The organism is Billgrantia sp. C5P2, from assembly GCF_051062895.2.
Window position 1 is genome coordinate 2422954 of the sequence record NZ_CM128542.1, and the last position, 14493, is coordinate 2437446.

At 62.4% G+C, this 14493-nt stretch carries 12 protein-coding genes; 6 read left to right on the top strand and 6 right to left on the bottom strand.

Features of this window, described 5'->3' with window-relative positions; translation table 11 throughout:
* Positions 1-69: 69 nt before the first annotated feature.
* Positions 70-735 carry a TetR/AcrR family transcriptional regulator gene (locus ACRWQA_RS11170; RefSeq protein ID WP_434228580.1) on the bottom strand — a complete coding sequence of 222 codons (666 nt, stop codon included), beginning with the start codon at positions 733-735 and terminating at the stop codon, positions 70-72.
* Positions 736-1025: 290 nt separating this feature from the next.
* Between ACRWQA_RS11170 and xdhA the strand changes: the two genes are divergently transcribed.
* From xdhA to guaD, 4 genes are all read left to right on the top strand, one after another.
* On the top strand, positions 1026-2504 hold the full coding sequence (gene xdhA / locus ACRWQA_RS11175; protein WP_434228451.1) for a xanthine dehydrogenase small subunit: 1479 nt from the start codon (positions 1026-1028) through the stop codon (positions 2502-2504).
* Positions 2488-4956 (top strand): xanthine dehydrogenase molybdopterin binding subunit, encoded by a 2469-nt coding sequence (gene xdhB, locus ACRWQA_RS11180; protein ID WP_434228453.1) that lies wholly within the window; start codon positions 2488-2490, stop codon positions 4954-4956. Before xdhA ends, xdhB begins: the two co-directional genes overlap by 17 nt.
* Positions 4956-5804 (top strand): xanthine dehydrogenase accessory protein XdhC, encoded by an 849-nt coding sequence (xdhC, locus tag ACRWQA_RS11185; protein WP_434228455.1) that lies wholly within the window; start codon positions 4956-4958, stop codon positions 5802-5804. Before xdhB ends, xdhC begins: the two co-directional genes overlap by 1 nt.
* Positions 5805-5982: 178 nt before the next feature.
* Positions 5983-7305 (top strand): guanine deaminase, encoded by a 1323-nt coding sequence (guaD, locus tag ACRWQA_RS11190; protein WP_434228457.1) that lies wholly within the window; start codon positions 5983-5985, stop codon positions 7303-7305.
* 138 nt (positions 7306-7443) lie between these two features.
* On the opposite strand, the gene ACRWQA_RS11195 is transcribed toward guaD, so the two are convergent.
* From ACRWQA_RS11195 to ACRWQA_RS11210, 4 genes are all read right to left on the bottom strand, one after another.
* Positions 7444-7911: a hypothetical protein gene (locus ACRWQA_RS11195; RefSeq protein WP_434228458.1), complete on the bottom strand. Its 468-nt coding sequence runs from the start codon at positions 7909-7911 to the stop codon at positions 7444-7446.
* 153 nt (positions 7912-8064) lie between these two features.
* Positions 8065-8301 carry a YciI family protein gene (locus ACRWQA_RS11200; RefSeq protein ID WP_434228582.1) on the bottom strand — a complete coding sequence of 79 codons (237 nt, stop codon included), beginning with the start codon at positions 8299-8301 and terminating at the stop codon, positions 8065-8067.
* 120 nt (positions 8302-8421) lie between these two features.
* Positions 8422-8784: a DUF1304 domain-containing protein gene (locus ACRWQA_RS11205; protein ID WP_434228460.1), complete on the bottom strand. Its 363-nt coding sequence runs from the start codon at positions 8782-8784 to the stop codon at positions 8422-8424.
* Between the two features lie 497 nt (positions 8785-9281).
* The gene (locus tag ACRWQA_RS11210; protein WP_434228462.1) at positions 9282-9599 is read right to left on the bottom strand and encodes a hypothetical protein; all 318 of its coding nucleotides are present in this window, start codon (positions 9597-9599) and stop codon (positions 9282-9284) included.
* A gap of 1187 nt (positions 9600-10786) precedes the next feature.
* On the opposite strand from ACRWQA_RS11210, the gene ACRWQA_RS11215 reads away from it, so the two are divergent.
* Both ACRWQA_RS11215 and ACRWQA_RS11220 read left to right on the top strand, forming a co-directional pair.
* Positions 10787-12163, top strand: coding sequence for an NCS2 family permease (locus tag ACRWQA_RS11215; protein ID WP_263583792.1), 1377 nt, complete (start codon positions 10787-10789; stop codon positions 12161-12163).
* A gap of 248 nt (positions 12164-12411) precedes the next feature.
* Positions 12412-13413 (top strand): cytochrome-c peroxidase, encoded by a 1002-nt coding sequence (locus ACRWQA_RS11220; RefSeq protein ID WP_434228464.1) that lies wholly within the window; start codon positions 12412-12414, stop codon positions 13411-13413.
* Between the two features lie 72 nt (positions 13414-13485).
* Here the strand turns inward: ACRWQA_RS11220 and ACRWQA_RS11225 are convergent, their stop codons facing one another.
* The gene (locus ACRWQA_RS11225) at positions 13486-14481 is read right to left on the bottom strand and encodes an adenosine deaminase (RefSeq protein WP_434228466.1); all 996 of its coding nucleotides are present in this window, start codon (positions 14479-14481) and stop codon (positions 13486-13488) included.
* Positions 14482-14493 lie beyond the last annotated feature (12 nt).

The window sequence follows — 14493 nt, forward strand, 5'->3', positions numbered from 1 at the left end:
GGTCATCATACGAACATAATGGGCAAGGCCAAGGCGGCGGCCGTGCAGTTGCCGCGGCAAGCCACGGTTCTAGTCCTTCCGTGACTGTACGCCGCAACCCTTCAGGATCACCTGGGTCAGGAACTGGGTGATCCGTTCCACGTCGGCATCGGATATCTCATCCTTGCCGGTGATGCCGAGAACCTGGGCCTCGAAGTCGGCGTAGTGCTGCGTTGCCGACCAGATCAAAAAGATTAGCCATACCGGGTCGACTGGATCCATCAGTCCACCTTCCGCCCACTGCTCGAAGACCTTGGCACGGGTCTGCACCCATACGCGCAGCTCGCCGCGCAGGTACTCCTGCAAGAATGGCGCTCCGCCGAGGATCTCGGCCGCGAACAGCCGCGAGCCCTCGGGGTGGCGGCGGGAAAGCTGCATCTTGCTGCGGATGAACGCCTCGAGCACTTCGGCCGGGTCGTCCTCCACGCTGATGTCGTCGAGCAGGGCATTCCAGCGCGCCATCATGCGCTCGAGCAGGCGCACGTAGAGGCCACGCTTGTTACCCATGTAGTAGAGCACGTTGGACTTGGGCAGCCCCGCCTCCTCGGCAATGGCCTGAACGCTGGCGCCGCGATAGCCGTACTGGGCGAAGACCCGCTCGGCGGCTTCGAGAATCTCGCGCTCGTTGCGCTCGCGAGTGGCGCCATTGCTCTCGCCCCCCTGCCGCGCTGGCGGCAAGGTCTCGGTTTCGGTCATGTCGGTCATCGACAGGCCCCTGCCCTGTGAATGGTGGTGGGAAGCCAAGAGAGTGCCCCACCGCAGCGGTTCCTGCAAATGAGACCATCGGCGGCGCCTCAAGTGGCGTGCGGCCGACACGACCATTGCCACCTACCCTTATCGCCATATGGCGCTTGCAAAGTGCGACATTCTGGCCCATGCTGAGATCATCCTGACCATTTGGTCAACTCGCAGTGATCCGGTCGAGCGCCGACCATTCGTTGCGTGGCGACCGGTCAGTTATCACAACGTCAACAAGAGACAAGGCGATGATCGACTTCATGCTCAACGGGCAGCCATGTCGGAGCGAGGCCTCTCCCGAGACCAGCGTGCTCGAGCTGCTGCGCGAAACCCTGGCTGTCACGGGTACCAAGGAGGGCTGCGCCTCGGGTGACTGCGGTGCGTGCACGGTAGCCATCGGCGAGCCCGGCCCCGACGGCGAGCTGCGCTATCACAGCGCCAATGCCTGCATCACACCGGCCCATCAGCTCAATGGTCGCTACCTGGTCACGGTGGATGGCCTGGCACAGGGCGAGGCACTGCACCCCGCCCAGGCGGCCATGGTCGAGTGCCACGGCAGCCAGTGCGGCTTCTGCACGCCGGGCATCGTCATGTCGCTGTTCACCCTGCACGAACAGCAGCGCCAGGCACCGGCACCGTTGACGCCCCAGCGCCTGGAAGCCGCGCTGGGCGGAAACCTGTGCCGCTGCACCGGCTATCGGCCGATCCGCGATGCCGCCTTGAGCATGAATGCCCACCCGGACAATCGCCCCCTGTGGCTTGATGCTGCAGCACCCCGTGACAGCGAAGTGAGCGAGCAACGCCTCGACCTCGACGCCGCCTTCCTGCAGCCGACAACCCTCGCTGAATTGACCGACTGCCTCGCGCGGCATCCCCAGGCACGCCTGGTGGCCGGCGCCACCGACCTGTGGCTCGAAACCACCCAGCGCCTGGCGCGCTTCGAACGTGTCATCGACGTGACCCGGGTGGCCGAGCTCAATGTCATCGAGGAAGCCACGCTGGAAGACGGTCGCGAAGGCTGGTGGATCGGCGCTGCCGTCAGCTATACGCGCCTGGAGCCGCTGCTCGAGGAGCACTACGACGCCTTCGCCCACCTGCTGCACCGCCTGGGCTCCCAGCAGGTGCGCAACCGCGGCACCCTGGGCGGCAACGTTGCCAACGCCTCGCCCATAGGCGATACCCCGCCGGTGCTGCTGTCGCTGGGCTCGCGCCTGCGCCTGGTCGGCCCCAATGATGATCATGGAGTGCGCGAGCGCGAACTGCCGCTGGAAGACTTCTTCCTCGACTACAAGCGTACCGCCCTGCGCGAGGGCGAGGCCATTCGGGCGCTCTTCCTGCCTCGCCCCATCGAGGGCCAAACTCTCAAGGTGTGGAAGCTGTCGAAACGTCGTGAGGATGACATTTCCGCAGTGCTGGGCGCCTTCGCCTGGCGCATGGAGAACGGCGTGATGCGCGACGTGCGACTAGCCTTCGGCGGCATGGCGGCGATTCCCAAGCGCGCCGCCCGTGCCGAGGCGGCGCTGGAGGGTCAGGCCCCCGATGCGGCAGCCTTCCTTGCCGCACGCGAGGCCCTGGCCGAGGACTTCCAGCCCATGTCCGACGTGCGCGGCAGCGCCGAATACCGCCGGCTCTCCGCCGCCAACCTGCTCGAGCGCCTGCGCCTCGTGATCGCTCAGGCCGAGTCCGATAGCCCCCGGGAGGTGATGCTCCATGCGTACGCTCACTAAGCTGAATAAATCGACCGCACCTGACGTGAGCGCGGAGTCGGAAACTGCCCGCCACGAGCTCGACGGTCGCATCAAGGGCTCAAGCCCCTTGGCGCGGGATACCGTGCATGCGGCTCCTCATCCACATGCACAGGCCCATGAGAGCGCGGTCAAGCACGTCACGGGGCGCGCCGCCTACATCGACGATCTCAAGGCGCCCGCCGATACCCTGCACGTGGCACTGGGCCTCTCTCCCGTCGCTCACGGCCGCCTGACGCGGCTCGACCTGGACAAGGTGCGGACGATGCCGGGCGTCGTCGACGTGATCGGCTTTGGCGACGTACCGGGCCATACCGATATCGGCCCCGTCTTCCCCGGCGACCCCATCTTCGTCGATGAGGAAATCAGCTACGTCGGCCAGGTGATGTTTGCCGTGGCCGCCGAGAGCCACCGCGCCGCGCGCGAGGCGGTGCAGGCCGCCGTCGTCGAAATCGACGAACAACCGGCCTGCCTCGACCCGGTGGCCGCCGCCGAGCGCGGCGAGTTCGTGCGCCCCACCCACGTGCAGCAGAGCGGCGACTGGGAGCAGGCACTGGCCAATGCCGCTCACGTGGTCGAGGCCGAGCAGTTCGTCGGCGGCCAGGAGCACTTCTACCTAGAAGGCCAGGCCTGCCTGGTGCAACCCACCGAGGATGAGGGCGTGATCGTCCACACCTCTAACCAGCACCCCAGCGAGACCCAGAAGCTGGTGGCCGAAGTGCTGGGCATTCCGTTCCATGCCGTGACCGTGGAGGTACGGCGCATGGGTGGCGGCTTCGGCGGCAAGGAGACCCAGGCCTCGCCCTGGGCCTGCATTGCCGCCCTGATCGCGCGGCGCACCGGCCGCACCACCCGCGTCCGCCTGCCGCGTGCCGACGACATGCGCGTCACCGGCAAGCGCCATCCGTTCCACAACCGCTATCGTCTCGGCGTGGATGAACAGGGCGTGATCCAGGGCGGCGAGATCACCGTGATCGGCGACTGCGGCTACTCGCCCGACCTGTCGGACGCCATCGTCGACCGCGCCATGTTCCACAGCGACAACGCCTACTCGCTGGGCGAGGCCCGCGTGACGGGCCATCGCGCACGCACGCATACCGCGTCGAATACCGCCTTCCGCGGCTTCGGCGGCCCCCAGGGCATGATGGTGATCGAAGCGGCGATGGACGACATCGCCCGGCGCATCGGCGAAGACCCGCTGACGGTGCGCAAGCGCAACTTCTACCGCCCCGGCCGCCAGATGACCCACTACGGCCAGCAGGTGGACCAGATCGCCCTGCTCAAGGAATTGGTCGAACAGCTCGAGACCAGCAGCGACTACTGGGCGCGGCGCCGCGCCATCACCGAATTCAATGCCGAGAGCCCGATCGTCAAGCGCGGCCTGGCACTGACGCCGGTGAAGTTCGGCATCTCCTTCACCGCCAAGCACCTCAACCAGGCCGGCGCGCTGCTGCACGTCTATACCGACGGCAGCGTCATGATCAACCACGGCGGCACCGAGATGGGTCAGGGCCTGCACACCAAGATCTGCCAGGTGGTGGCCCGTGAGCTAGGGCTCGATACCGACGAGGTGCGCATCACCGCCACGCGTACCGACAAGGTGCCCAACACCTCGCCCACGGCGGCTTCCAGCGGCGCCGACCTCAACGGTCAGGCCGCCCGCGACGCCTGCCTCAAGCTCAAGCAGCGCCTGTTCGATTTTGCCCACGAGCACCTCTACAAGGATCAGGGGCTCGATCGTGAAGACATGCGCCTCGAGTCCGGCCATCTCGTTGCCGGCCACGGCGAGAGCGAGCGTCGCATTCCTTGGGGCGAGCTGGTGCAAACCGCCTACCTGAACCGAATCTCGCTTTCCGAGAAGGGCTTCTACGCCACGCCGCTGATCCACTACGACCGCAACGTCGGCCAGGGCCGCCCCTTCTACTACTACGCCTTCGGCGCCGCCGTGGCGGAGGTCAGCGTCGACACCCTGACCGGCGAGTACCAGGTCGATCGGGTCGACATCCTGCACGACGTGGGCGACTCGCTGAACCCGGCCATCGACCTCGGCCAGGTAGAAGGCGGCTTCATCCAGGGCATGGGCTGGCTGACCAGCGAGGAACTGAAGTGGAACGAGGCCGGGCGCTTGATCTCCGACGGCCCGGCGACCTACAAGATCCCCACCTACGGCGACCTGCCGCCGGTGTTCAACGTCAAGTTGATGGAGGGCCACCCCAACTCCATGGCCAGCATCTACCGCTCCAAGGCGGTGGGCGAGCCGCCCTTCATGCTGGGCATGGCGGTGTGGTCGGCGCTGCGCGACGCCCTGGCGAGCCTGACCGATTACGCCGAGGCCCCGCGACTCGATACCCCGGCCACGCCGGAGCGAGTGCTGATGGCCGCCGAAGCCCTGCGCAGCCGCTATGATGCCGCACAGGCACAGGGAGCGGTGTGATGAACGCGCCGCGTCCGCAGGCCTGGCACGAGGCGCTGCATCGGCTGCAGAGCGAGGGGCTGCCCCATGCGCTGGCCACGGTGGTAACCAGCGCCGGCTCCACGCCCCGTGAGCCCGGCGCGCGCATGGTGATCACCCAGGATGCCGTTTGCGACACCCTCGGCGGTGGCACCTTCGAGTTCCAGGTGATCGATGCGGCCCGGGAAAAGCTGGCCCGCGGCGAGAGCGGCATGAGCCTCGAGGCCTTTGCCCTGGGCGGGCGCAGCGGGCAGTGCTGCGGCGGCTTCGTCAACGTACTGCTGGAAGTGTTTCCCGGCAGCGCGGCGACACTGGCCCTCTTCGGTGCCGGCCATGTCGGCACCGAACTGGTAAGCCTGGCCGCCCCGCTGCCCTGGCGGGTGCTGTGGCACGACAGCCGCGAAGGCGCCTTCCCCGCCTGGGCCGCGGATCAGCCACGGCTGGACTGCCGCCACGCCGCCGACCCACAGGCCGCTGTGGAGGCACTGCCGGCCGGCAGCCACGCACTGGTACTGACCCACGACCATGCCGAGGATCGGGTACTCGTCGACGCCCTGCTCAAACGCGGCGACATAGCCTCCATCGGCCTGATCGGCTCGAAGAGCAAGTGGGCCAGCTTCCGCTCGCGGCTCAAGGATGCCGGACACGACGACGCGGCCCTGGCCCGGGTGCGCTGCCCCATCGGCATGGCCAATGGCGGCACCGGTGGTGACAAGACGCCCTATGCCATTGCCATCGCCGCCATGGCCGAACTGCTGCCGATGGTGGGCTCTGCCGAACGGCCCGACCAGCGCGGCCTGGAGCCGGCAAAGCTGCGCGCCCTGTTCTAACAAACCGGTGCAAACAAATTTCCTGAACACGACGCTGGCTATCGGGCGCCGGGGGCAGGCCGAAGAGGAGGTCATTTGCCATGGATGGCAAATGTAGCGTCCAGGGAAGGATTCACAGCGCCTCCTCGCAGGCCTGCCGCCGGAACAGCCCGATGATTGCAATCAAAGAGCCCCAGATATGACGAACAACGACTCCCGCGTGATACGCGCCGAACTGCTGAGCTTCGATGCCGACCCCGGCGAGGGCGACAAACCCGCCGAAGGCAGCGTACGCCACATCGAGGATGGCGCGCTGTGGCTGGAGAACGGCCGCATCAAGGCCATCGACGACTACGCGACGCTGGCGCCACGCCTGCCCGAAGGCATCGAAACGGTGGATCATCGCGGCAAGCTGGTGATGCCCGGCTTCATCGACAGCCACGTGCACTACGTGCAGCTGGAGATCATGGCCTCCTACGGGCGTCAGCTGCTGGACTGGCTGAACGAGTACACCTTCCCCGAAGAGTGCGCTTTTGCCCAGCGCGAGCGGGCCGAGGTGATCTCCAATGCCTTCCTCGACGAGATGCTGCGGGTCGGCACCACCACCGCCCAGGTGTTCTGCTCCAGCCATCCCACCTCGGTGGAAGCCTTCTTCTCGGCCTGCCGCGAGCGCGACCTGCGCATGCTGGCCGGCAAGGTGCTGATGGATCGCAACGCCCCCGAGGCGCTGTGCGATAACACCTACGGCGGCATTCGCGACACCGAACGGTTAATCGCCGAATGGCACGGCACCGCACGGCTGGGCTACAGCCTGACCCCGCGCTTCGCGCCGACCTCCACCCGCGAACAGCTCGACGCCACCGGCGGCGTACTGCGCAACGACCCCAGCCTGTGGCTGCAGACCCACCTCTCCGAGAACCCCGGCGAACTCGACTGGGTAGCCGAGCTGTTCCCCGAGAGCCGCGACTATCTCGAAGTCTACGAGCAGTCTGGGCTGGTCGGCCCGCGCAGCACCTTCGCCCACGGCATTCACCTCGACCAGGAAATGCGTACCCGCCTGGCCGAGCGCGGCGCCAACCTCGCCTTCTGCCCAAGCTCGAATATGTTCCTCGGCAGCGGCCTGTTCGACCGCCTGGCGGCACGCGAGGTCGGCCTCAACATCACCTACGCCAGCGATGTGGGCGGCGGTACGGATCTCTCCGGCCTCGCCACGCTCAAGTCCGCCTATCAGGTAGGCCAGCTGCGCGGCCAGCCGCTGACCGCCTGGCAGGGCCTCTACGGCCTCACTCTAGGCAACGCCAAGGCGCTCTCGCTGGACGACAAGATCGGCCGCTTCGCCCCCGGCATGGAAGCCGACTTCGTCGTGATCGACCCCGACGGCTCACCGCTGCTAGGGCGTCGTCACGCACGGTGCAAGACCCTCGGCGAGCGCCTCTTCGCCCTGATGATGCTGGGCGACGACCGCAGCATTCTGGAAACCTGGGCCAGCGGACGCTGCCAGCATCGGCGCGACCAGGCCTGAAACAAAAATGGCGAGTGGTTCTCGTGAATCCGCTGCTCCGGCAGGAACAGGATTCATGAGGACCACTCGCCATGATGGTGATGTTGCCGCTGTACTGGAACACAGCCGGTCTTGGCTGGCGCGTGTCTACAATTTCCCCTAATTCTTGAGTGTTATGCTATTTCTAAATGCGAGTTTTTCTCGGCTCACAATCTCGTTATCTACCATCGTAAGATCAAGCCTCGTGCGCTGGCCAACGGAAGAGATCGTCGTTATGTGCAGCGTCTCTCCTCCAGCATTGACAACCCCTGTTAAGACTACCTGACCACCAATCGTACTGCTTCTGTCGACAACGACGCTGCTTACCGACACCCCTCTTTGCGTAGCCAGCATTTCCATATGCTGTGCAAATTGCTCCAATGGCGGTTGTTCTTCATATGACCAACACTCCGCAGCAAAGAAAGCTGAACTGCCCACTTGTGCCGTAGCTCCAGCACCAAGTTCCCCGCCAACTACCACCTGTTTTTCTTCGTACGCAGTCGGGAACTCAACAGAGAATTCACAGAAATCCGGACTAAACCACCAATCTTCATCAGCGACAGAAGATAGAGGCAGCATCAGTGACACGATAGCGATTGACCATAGATCTATTTTAAACCACATATTAGCTCTGCCTTTCAACACTCAGATTGGCAATACACTCCTCCGCACTTAACGACTTGCCATTGCCAGGCGAGAAGCCAAGGTAAGACGAGGCGACACAATTCTCTTATTAAGCGACTAGACTGCATCCCACTCATGCACCGACACTTCGGAGGATCCGCTAGTATGAACCGGGTCGTTAAATGCAATTGCCTGCGCCTCTTCTAGATCCTTAGCCGAAATGACGTATGCGCCACCCGACTTATCGGTGAACGGGCCTGCGAGCTCAAGGGCACCCTCCGCTTTGAGCTGGGCCAAGTATTGCTTGTGAGCATCAACGACCGACTGCTGAAACTGAGGCGTACGCATAGCCATAATTAGGTACAGCACTAAAATCTCCTTGGTTTGCCTAGCAGTGATTAGGATTGCACGTCCTGATATTGGATGAGTAATTCTTAAAATTTCGCGTGCAAGCACAGGGTTAAGCGCGGTTTGTTACGAAGCCAGGAACAGCAACACAAGGCCAAGCGCGGCGGGAACGGCTTGAATGAGGAGAATTTTCTTGTTCGCAGTCAACCCGCCGTAGATCCCGGCGACGAAGACACAGAGCAGGAAGAAGACTTTAACGGAGAATCCTGCCTGGCCAAGGGAAAGGCCCCAGAAGAGGCCAGCAGCCAAGAAACCATTATATAGACCTTGATTTGCCGCCAATGTCTTTGTCTGCGCTGCGAAGTCAGCGCTCAAACCAAAGGCCCTCCTCCCCAGCGGCTTGTCCCATAAAAACATCTCCAAGACGAGAATGTAGACGTGCAAGATTGCGACAAAGAACACAACGATGTTGGCGGCAATGGTAAGCAATCGGTGCTACTCCTAGAAGTTGGGTTGAAGAGAGCGTGGGACTACTAACCATCAATGCGACTTCGATAACGCTTGAATTAAGCCGCGCCACTAAGAGGCGTCGGCTTGAATAAATTGTCAGGCCACACTTTCTGCGCTATATCTATGTCGCCTCGGGACTGCGGGTCGAACCCGAAGACGCGAAGCTCTTGGTCACAGCGACATGCCTTCGCGATGCGCGCGGCCCACTCGGTGACCTCCTCGCGTGAGGGTAGTTCGAGTACAGTGAAGCCGCCGTCCCATCGCAGCGCTGGGGAAGGAGATCAAGTACTTGGCCATGGCACTATTTCCTTTGTAGATTGATGTTGGTCGTGGAGCGAGCGTGCGACCTAACACCTGAATTTGCAGGCTGGTTTGGAGCGCAGCGGAAACCAGCCTGTCAACATGCGCTTGTTATATGCGTACATGAACCTAGTCATAGCATAGCTCTATAGCTCCTATTACACATAACACTTGAATTAACGGGCGCCGTCAGGCGTCCCGTTGAATGAGTGGTTAGGTGCGGCTTCATGGATGCGCCGCCACCTTTTAGCAAGAGCAAATGCCTTGTGCCTACTTGCTTGGGAATAGTGCTTTTTGGAAGCAAAACGCTCAAGTGCTACCGCAACCTCGCTATCAACCTCAACTCCTTGCTCCAGCCACTCCAAGGCCTGAGGCGCCCAGCCATCAGTTGGCCAGTTGAGTGCAGCCAAAACGACCTGCCGTGGAGATATTTCCGAGGTATCTAGCTCAGCCAGCGGTTTGATGAGTTTTGATACGAGCTGGCTTTGATTCACTTTGAGCACCTAACGCCAAGCACAGCGGCGGCCCGTCAGGGACGTCCGGCGGCCACCGGCCGCGTACTGATGCGCCTTGTTAAGAGGCATTGCGCTGCCTCAATGACTTTAAAAATCGTAAAAAAGCTAACCGATGCTGGCACTTAGAGCAACGGTAGTCCGTGGCCGGCACTGGGCTTTGTATTTTACTGACCGACTCAAGTGGATAGTTGTGTACAATAGAACCTAGGAAACCAAGGTATTCCGGATAATAAGAATCAAAATCTGCGTCGCAGAAGTCACACAGTACTATTTGCTCACCAAGAACTTTGAACAGATGATATTCATGCTCACCGTTTTTAAGCTCCTCCAACTCACTAGGTTCATGGCCACAGTCAAAGCATGGTGCAACTTCGATTTCCGTCATCGCTTCGCTACAAATGGGGCACTGCATTTCCTAGCCTCTTAACAGTGATTGGACTGCACGCCCTGATATTGGATGAACACCGCTGCGCGTTCAACATTATTATCTAGCGCACTTTACCCTACCTAACCTATTGATTCCTATAACTCCAAAGCATAGCTCGGCCACCTATGCAGAATTCGCGCGCATGCACGTTTTGTCGGAACCAATATGCTGTATGCATATCTGCTTATCTAAAGAAGCCGGTTATAAAAGCACACAACTGACCCCAAGCTTATGGAGGTGAAAGCACTACGCATGAAGTACTACAGCGCCCGGACCGAGAAGATCTGCGATGGAACGCATGTGCTGAAGAAAGGGTTTGCTGTGGTACGTAGCCCGCTGGGTTGAGCCGGAATTTCAGGGACGCTACCGCCCTGCTGGCAAAATGGATGACGTTTTCCATCATCCCTAATGCGGCATCCCTGAGTACGTCTTGGTTACGTAAGCCATCTTCTGCAGCTTTTTACCTACCGTAACCAAGCGAAACGTTGAGGGCAACGCCTGCGCACAGGAACAGCCTGCCGCACCTTGGCACGACCGCGGTGAACTGAACCTGAGTCTTTCCCCTCTCGCGTCTTGTCCCATCTCCTGCTTCTCTTCCACCCGCCACTACGACCTTGGTCGCAATGCACCTGTCCAATCGGTCAAATATTGTCTAGGCTGTGCCTGGACATGCTTGACCATTCGGTCAGAAATGCCGAATAGACACCGACAACGCATCCAACAACAACGGACACCGACTATGGAACCGACCTCCTCCCTGGCCGATAGAGCTGAAGACCAGTCCCCCGCGAGGGCCTCGGGACAAGGCAACTGGCTGGATACCTACTTCGGCGCGAGCCGACGCGGCTCAAGCGTCAAGACCGAGATTCTGGCCGGCATCGCTACCTTCCTGGCCTCGATGTACATCATCGTGGTCAACCCGGCGATTCTCTCCGATGCCGGCATCCCCTTCTCCGCTGCGCTTTCGGCGACGGTGCTGATCAGCTTCATGAGCAGCCTGGCCATGGGCCTGTATGCCCGCAACCCGATCCTGGTGGCGCCGGGCATGGGCATGAACGCGCTGTTCACCTACACCCTGGTGCAGGGTGCTGGGCTGTCGTGGGAGGTGGCGTTGGGCTGCGTGTTCTGGTCCGGCGTGCTGTTCGCCACGCTGGCGATGTTCAACGTGCGCGAGGCGATCATCGACGCCATCCCGCCTTCGCTGCGCTATGCCATCACTTGCGGCATCGGCCTGTTCATCACCTTCATCGGCTTCAAGAATGCCGGTTTCATCGTCGGCAGCGACGCCACCCTGGTCACCCTGGGCAGCATGGATGCCTCGCTGATCACCTTCTTCATCGGCATGATGGCCACCGCCATCCTGGTGATCATGCGCTTCAACGGCGCGCTGATCCTGGGCATTGCGCTGACCACCCTGCTGGCCACGCCCATGGGACGTCTGTGGGGTGGCGACGTGGTGGTGCAGTGGAGCGGCTTCGCCGCCTGGCCGGACTTCAGCGCCGTGATGCAGGTCGATATCTGGGGCGCGCTGAAGGTCGCCTACCTGCCGTTCATCTTCGTCATGCTGTTCACCAACTTCTTCGATGCCCTGTCGTGCTTCATGGCGCTGTCTGAGTCGGCGGATCTCAAGGACAAGAACGGCAATCCGCGCAACCTCAAGCGCTCCATGACCGTGGATGCCTTCGCCTCGATGATCGCCGCGCCGCTCGGCACCAGCGCCGCCCAGACCTTCATTGAATCCGGCGCCGGCGTGGCTCAGGGCGGGCGTACAGGCCTGGTGGCGGTGACCATCGCCTTCCTGTTCCTGCCGTTCCTGTTCCTCTCGCCGTTGCTGTCACTGGTGCCGGGTATCGCCACGGCGCCGGCACTGGTGCTGGTCGGGCTGTTCATGCTGGCCCCGATCAGCAAGATCGACTGGTCGCGCTTCGAGCAGGCCTTCCCCGCCTTCCTGGCGATCATCCTGATGCCGTTGACCTACTCGATCACCCTAGGCATCGCCTTTGGCTTCCTGAGCTTCGTGCTGATCAAGCTCGCCACCGGCAAGCTCTACGACATCAAGCCCGCCATGTGGGTCTCGGCTGCCCTCAGCGTGGTGATGCTGGTGACCACCCACTGACGAAACGGGGCCGGCACAAGCCGGCCCCGTTTCCAGTCACATTGGAGGGCTATCCGGACTCACACTCAAGAGGCTATAGACAAGCATTTGTTGGCACGGTGAAGACAAAACGAATCAAACTTTGACTCACCTCAAGGAGCGCTCCATTCCGACCATTTCACTTGGTTGATACGGCTCAAGACGTGTCCGTAACCTGATGTTGCAAAACAGGCTAAACCGTCTCTAGCTTGCAACCCAGGGGATTCGTCATGACACATCACGCTCTCGCCCGGCCGACTCGGCTTGCCTCCGCGGTATCGTTGAGCGCCGCTCTGGCGGCAACCGGCGTACTTGCCGACGATGGTCTCGGTAACTACCGCGACCGCTTTCAGCCGCTGCCCCACCTGCCGCCTATCCCGGCGGGAAACTCGCTCACCAAGGCAAAGGTCGAGCTCGGCAATATGCTGTTCTTCGAACCGCGCATCTCTTCCAGTGGCGTGATCAGCTGCGCCACCTGTCATAATCCGGCGCTGGGCTGGAGCGACCGCATTCCGCGCGCGACAGGTCACGAAGGCCAGATCGGCGAACGCAATACGCCCACCGTGCTCAACTCGGGCTTCCTCGGCGCCCAGTTCTGGGACGGTCGTGAGCCGGATCTCGAGGGTCAGGCACTCGGTCCGATCCAGGCCGATATCGAGATGGCCATGGCCCTCGACATGGCGCTGGAGCGCCTGGAAGGGTTCCCGCTCTATCAGGAGAAGTTCGCCGAAGCCTTCCCCGGGGACGAAAATCCGATCAACAACGATAACCTGGCCATGGCGCTGGCCAGCTTCGAGCGGACGCTGAACACACCGAACTCACCGTTCGATCGTTATCTCCGCGGTGACCTGAACGCCCTGAATCAGCAGGAAAAAGATGGCATGGTAGCCTTCGCCGACAACGGCTGCATTGCCTGCCATAGCGGCCCCGCGTTCACCGACAGCAACTTCTACGCCATCCAGGTGCCCGGCTCCACCGACGTCGGCCGCTTTGACGTCACCGGCGACGAAGCCGACATGCACAAGTTTCGTACTCCCACGCTGCGTAATGTCGGCGTGACCTACCCGTACATGAACAACGGGGCCACCGAAACTCTCGAGGAAGCCGTGGCCATCATGGGCCGGGAGATGCTAAACCGCGAATTCGACGACGCCACCATCGCCGACATTACCGCCTTCCTGCACACGCTGACCGGGGAAATGCCCGACTTCGAGGTACCCGCTCTGCCCTAAGCCTGCCCAGAGCAGGGCTCATTCAAGGAACGGCCAACCCTCGCCCCCGGCTGCTCGCTGGGGGTTTGCGTCTCAGGCGCTGGCAGCCAGTTGCCGATGCAGCTCGAGTCGGCGCACGTCACTCATGAAGGCGGACTCGATGGCGGTGCCGGCGAGTTGGATGAAGGTCTCGCGCGACCAGCCGAAGGCGTCGTGGCAGGCCACGAAGTTGTCCAGCATGCCACCGCCGAAGTAGGCCGGATCGTCCGAGTTGAGCGTCAGCCGTAGACCGGCATCGAGCAGTTGGGGCAAGGGGTGCTCCTCGATGCGCTCCACCACCTTGAGTCGCACGTTGGATAGCGGGCAGACGGTAAGCACCACGCCTTCATCGCGCAGCCGCGCGACCAGTTCGGGGTCCTCGAGGCAGCGCACGCCGTGGTCGATACGGCACACGTCGAGCAGGTCGAGCGCCTCGCGGATGTACTCGGGCGGCCCCTCTTCGCCGGCGTGCGCGACCCGGGGAATGCCCAACATCCTGGCGCGCTGAAAGACCTCCACGAACTTGGAGGGCGGGTGGCCGCGCTCGGCACTGTCGAGCCCCACGGCGTCGAGCATCTCCCAGTAGGGGGCAGCGCTCTCGAGGACTTTCATCGCCTCGTCGGCGGGCCGATCGCGCAAGAACGCCATGATCAGCCCCGTCGACATGCCCAGTTCGCGCTCGGCCTCGCGCCGCGCCAGGCTCAAGCCCTCCATGACGACGTCGAGTTCGATACCGCGGGCAAGGTGGGCCTGGGGGTCGAAGTGCATCTCCACGTGCACCACGCCTTCGGCATGGGCGCGGCGAAAGTAGTCCATGGCCAGGTCGTGGAAATCCTCGGCACGCCTGAACACGCTCATGCCCCGGTAGTAGAGTTCGAGAAAGGATGGGAGGTCCTGGAAATCATAGGCGGCTCGCACTTCCTCGACAGAGCCGAAGGGCAGCTCGACCCCGTTGCGTCTGGCCAGAGCGAACATCAGTTCCGGCTCCAGTGAACCCTCGATGTGCAGGTGAAGTTCGGCCTTCGGCAGCCGCTTCAGGAAGTCGCGCATGGTGCACCTCTT

Bases quoted from the DNA above. Each gene is read 5' to 3' on its own strand.
- xdhA (WP_434228451.1), top strand. From the start codon at position 1,026: ATGATCGACTTCATGCTCAACGGGCAGCCATGTCGGAGCGAGGCCTCT.
- ACRWQA_RS11170 (WP_434228580.1), bottom strand. From the start codon at position 735: ATGACCGAAACCGAGACCTTGCCGCCAGCGCGGCAGGGGGGCGAGAGC.
- guaD (WP_434228457.1), top strand. From the start codon at position 5,983: ATGACGAACAACGACTCCCGCGTGATACGCGCCGAACTGCTGAGCTTC.
- ACRWQA_RS11215 (WP_263583792.1), top strand. From the start codon at position 10,787: ATGGAACCGACCTCCTCCCTGGCCGATAGAGCTGAAGACCAGTCCCCC.
- ACRWQA_RS11200 (WP_434228582.1), bottom strand. From the start codon at position 8,301: ATGGCTATGCGTACGCCTCAGTTTCAGCAGTCGGTCGTTGATGCTCAC.
- ACRWQA_RS11220 (WP_434228464.1), top strand. From the start codon at position 12,412: ATGACACATCACGCTCTCGCCCGGCCGACTCGGCTTGCCTCCGCGGTA.
- ACRWQA_RS11225 (WP_434228466.1), bottom strand. From the start codon at position 14,481: ATGCGCGACTTCCTGAAGCGGCTGCCGAAGGCCGAACTTCACCTGCAC.
- xdhB (WP_434228453.1), top strand. From the start codon at position 2,488: ATGCGTACGCTCACTAAGCTGAATAAATCGACCGCACCTGACGTGAGC.
- xdhC (WP_434228455.1), top strand. From the start codon at position 4,956: ATGAACGCGCCGCGTCCGCAGGCCTGGCACGAGGCGCTGCATCGGCTG.